This window comes from Pseudomonas sp. 05T35 (genome assembly GCF_056396605.1).
In genome coordinates this window covers 1-3,727 of record NZ_JBFTLU010000439.1, presented here as the reverse complement: position 1 = coordinate 3,727, position 3,727 = coordinate 1, and the positions used below count along the sequence as shown (strand labels likewise).

Genomic DNA, 3,727 nt, shown 5'->3' with positions numbered 1-3,727 from the left:
TCGTTGACCAGAATGTCGTAGGAGCGTTTGCAGATCTCCTTCTTGCGCGCTTCGGTGTCGGCCTGGCCGGCTTCGTCGAAGGCCATCACCACCACGGCAGCGCCATAGCGTTTGCACAGTTTGGCGTGGTGAATGAACTGCTCGACGCCTTCCTTCATGCTGATGGAGTTGACGATGCCCTTGCCCTGGATGCACTTGAGGCCGGCTTCGATCACTTCCCATTTCGACGAATCGATCATGATCGGCACGCGGGAGATGTCCGGCTCGCCAGCGATCAGATTGAGGAAGGTCACCATGGCCTTCTTCGAATCGAGCATGCCTTCGTCCATGTTGATGTCAATCACCTGCGCACCGGCTTCGACCTGTTGCAGGGCGACTTCCAGCGCTTCGGTGTAGTTGTCTTCACGGATCAAGCGGGCGAACTTGGCGGAACCGGTGATGTTGGTCCGCTCGCCGACGTTGACGAACAACGAGCTGCGATCGATGGTGAACGGCTCCAGGCCCGACAGGCGGCAGGCCTTGGGGATGTCCGGAATCTGCCGTGGCGCGTAACCGGCGACCGCTTTGGCGATGGCTTCGATGTGCCCCGGCGTGGTACCGCAGCAGCCGCCGACGATGTTCAGAAAACCGCTTTGGGCGAATTCTTCGATGACCTTGGCGGTTTCCACCGGCAGCTCATCGTATTCACCGAATTCGTTCGGCAGGCCGGCGTTCGGGTGCGCCGACACGTAAGTGCTGGCCTTGTTCGACAGTTCTTCCAGGTACGGACGCAGTTCACGGGCGCCAAGGGCGCAGTTCAGGCCGACGGAAATCGGCTTGGCGTGGGCAATGGAGTTCCAGAAGGCTTCGGTGGTCTGGCCGGACAGGGTGCGGCCGGAGGCATCGGTGATGGTCCCGGAAATCATGATCGGCAATTCGAAACCGACTTCTTCGAACACGCCCTGCACGGCGAAGATCGCGGCTTTGGCGTTCAGGGTGTCGAAAATGGTTTCGATCAGGATCAGGTCGGCGCCGCCTTCGATCAGGCCTTTGGTAGCCTCGGTGTAGTTCTCCACCAGCTCATCGAAGGTCACGTTGCGGTAGCCGGGGTTGTTCACGTCCGGCGACAGCGAGCAGGTGCGGCTGGTCGGGCCGAGGACACCGGCGACAAACCGTGGCTTGTCCGGGGTTTCGAGGGTCTTGGCGTCCGCCACCTTGCGTGCAAGGCGCGCACCTTCTACGTTTAACTCGTACGCCAGGCCCTGCATGCCGTAGTCGGCCTGGGATACCTGGGTGGCGTTGAAGGTGTTGGTTTCCAGAATGTCGGCGCCGGCATCCAGGTATTGCTTCTCGATCGCCCCGATCACGTCCGGGCGGCTCAGTACCAGCAAGTCGTTGTTACCCTTGACGTCGCTTGGCCAGTCGGCAAAGCGTTTGCCACGGTAGTCCTGCTCCTCGAGCTTGAAGCTCTGGATCATTGTGCCCATGCCGCCATCGAGAATCAGGATGCGCTCTTTGAGGGCTTGCTTGAGGACGTGTAGGCGAGCACTGCGATCGGACATTAGGACTACCTGGTAAGGCCATTACGAAGGGTCGGAATAATAGCAAACCTGTGTGCAATTAGAGCATGAGCTGCTTTTGCATGAATATCGCTCATGTTGATGAACGGGCCAGGACGGTAGAATCGCGACGTTTTTTCATGATCGGGACCAGGGATATGTCGTATCGCGTTTTCATCAGCCTCTTTGTGCTGCTTATAAGCAGTGCCGCCACAGCACAAGGCACGGCGCCGGCGATCTCATACACCCGCGACGTTCAGCCGATCTTCACTGAAAAATGCGTGGCCTGCCATGCCTGCTATGACGCCGCCTGTCAGCTCAATCTGGGCAGTGGCGAAGGCGCGGTGCGGGGCGCGAACAAGATTCCGGTCTACGCCGGCGAGCGCAGCAAGGCGTCGGAGCCGACACGGCTGTTTTATGACGCCTTTGGCAAAGCCGCCTGGCAACGCAAGGACTTCTACTCGGTACTCGATGCCCAGGGCAGCCAGGCTGCGCTGATGGCACGCATGCTTGAACTCGGCCACCGGACGCCGCTGCAACCTAACGCCAAGTTGCCGGAAGAGATTGTGCTTGGGCTCGAGCGCGAGAACATGTGCCCGATGCCGGGCGAGTTCGAGGCCTACGCCGGCGCCCATCCGAAAGAAGGCATGCCGCTGGCGGTGACCGGGCTGACCGATCAGCAGTACCAGACGCTGCAACGCTGGCTGGCCTCCGGTGCGCCAATCGACCAGCAGGGCCTGGTCCCGAGCGCCAGGGAAGCCTTGCAGGTGGTGCAGTGGGAAAGCCTGCTCAACGCCCCGGGCGCCCGTGAAAGTCTAGTGGCACGCTGGTTGTTCGAGCACTGGTTTCTGGCGCATATCTACTTCAAGGACGGCGAGCCGGGGCACTTCTTCCAGTGGGTGCGTTCGCGCACACCGACGGGCCAGCCGATCGACCTGATCAACAGCCGTCGCCCGAACGACGATCCGGGCACCCAGGTGTATTACCGCCTGTGGCCGGTGCAAGGGGTGATTGTGCACAAGACGCACATCACCTATCCGCTGAGCCCGGCGAAAATGGCCCGGATCAAAACCCTGTTCTACAACGGCAACTGGCAGGTCCACGCCTTGCCGGGTTATGGCCCGGAACGTCGGGCCAATCCGTTCGAGACCTTCCAGGCGATTCCGGCCCAGGCGCGTTATCAGTTCATGCTCGATAACGCCGAATACTTCGTGCGCACCTTCATTCGCGGCCCGGTCTGTCGTGGGCAGATCGCCACCGACGTAATCCGCGACAACTTCTGGGCGTTCTTCCAGGCGCCGGAGCATGACCTGTACATCACCGATCCGAGTTATCGCGGCAAGGCCACGCCATTGCTGGCCATGCCTGGCCAGAATGACGATGTCGGCAGCGTGTTGAGCCTGTGGCATGCCTACCGCGACAAGCGCAACGAGTACGAAGCCTTGCGCCGTGACACCTACGCCAAGGCACACGCGCCGAGTTGGTCGACCTTGTGGGCCGGTAATGACAACGCCTTGTTGAGCATCTTCCGGCACTTTGACAGTGCCTCGGTGAACAAGGGCCTGATCGGTGAAGTGCCACAGACCATGTGGTTGTTCGACTTCCCGTTGCTGGAGCGCACCTATTATCAATTGGCGGTCAACTTCGACGTGTTCGGCAACGTTTCCCATCAGGCGCAGACCCGGCTGTATTTCGACTTGATCCGTAACGGCGCCGAGCAGAACTTCCTGCGCCTGATGCCGGCCGATTCGCGTGACGGGTATCTGGACGACTGGTATCAGAGCAGCGGCAAATTCAAGATGTGGCTGGATTACGAAAGCATCGACAACGATAAGCCGACTGCGCTGAAACTCGACGAGAAAGACCCGAAGCGCGATTTCGTCCAGCAATTGCTGGTGCGTTATGGTGACCTGAACGCCAGTCCTGATCCGATCAATCGCTGCGATGGCGCTTATTGCTCACGGCCCAATATCGATCCGGCCTTGCAGAATGCCGAGCAGGCGTTGAGTCGACTGACCGCACGCCCGGCGGCCGGGCTCAAGGTAATCGATCAGTTGCCGGAAGCGACGATGCTGCGTATAGAAAGTCGTAGCGGCAAGCGCGAGGTGTACAGCCTGCTGCGCAACCGTGCCCACAGCAACGTGGCGTTCCTGCTGGGCGAGGCGTTGCGCTATCAACCGGGGCTGGAC

2 protein-coding genes are annotated in these 3,727 nt (G+C 60.3%); one reads left to right on the top strand and one right to left on the bottom strand.

Features of this window, described 5'->3' with window-relative positions; genetic code table 11:
* On the bottom strand, positions 1 to 1,541 hold a 1,541-nt coding region (locus AC1DH9_RS24740), incomplete at its 3' end, for a homocysteine S-methyltransferase family protein (RefSeq protein ID WP_477808956.1).
* 155 nt (positions 1,542 to 1,696) lie between these two features.
* Here AC1DH9_RS24740 and AC1DH9_RS24735 point away from each other — a divergent pair.
* On the top strand, positions 1,697 to 3,727 hold a 2,031-nt coding region (locus tag AC1DH9_RS24735; RefSeq protein ID WP_477808955.1), incomplete at its 3' end, for a fatty acid cis/trans isomerase.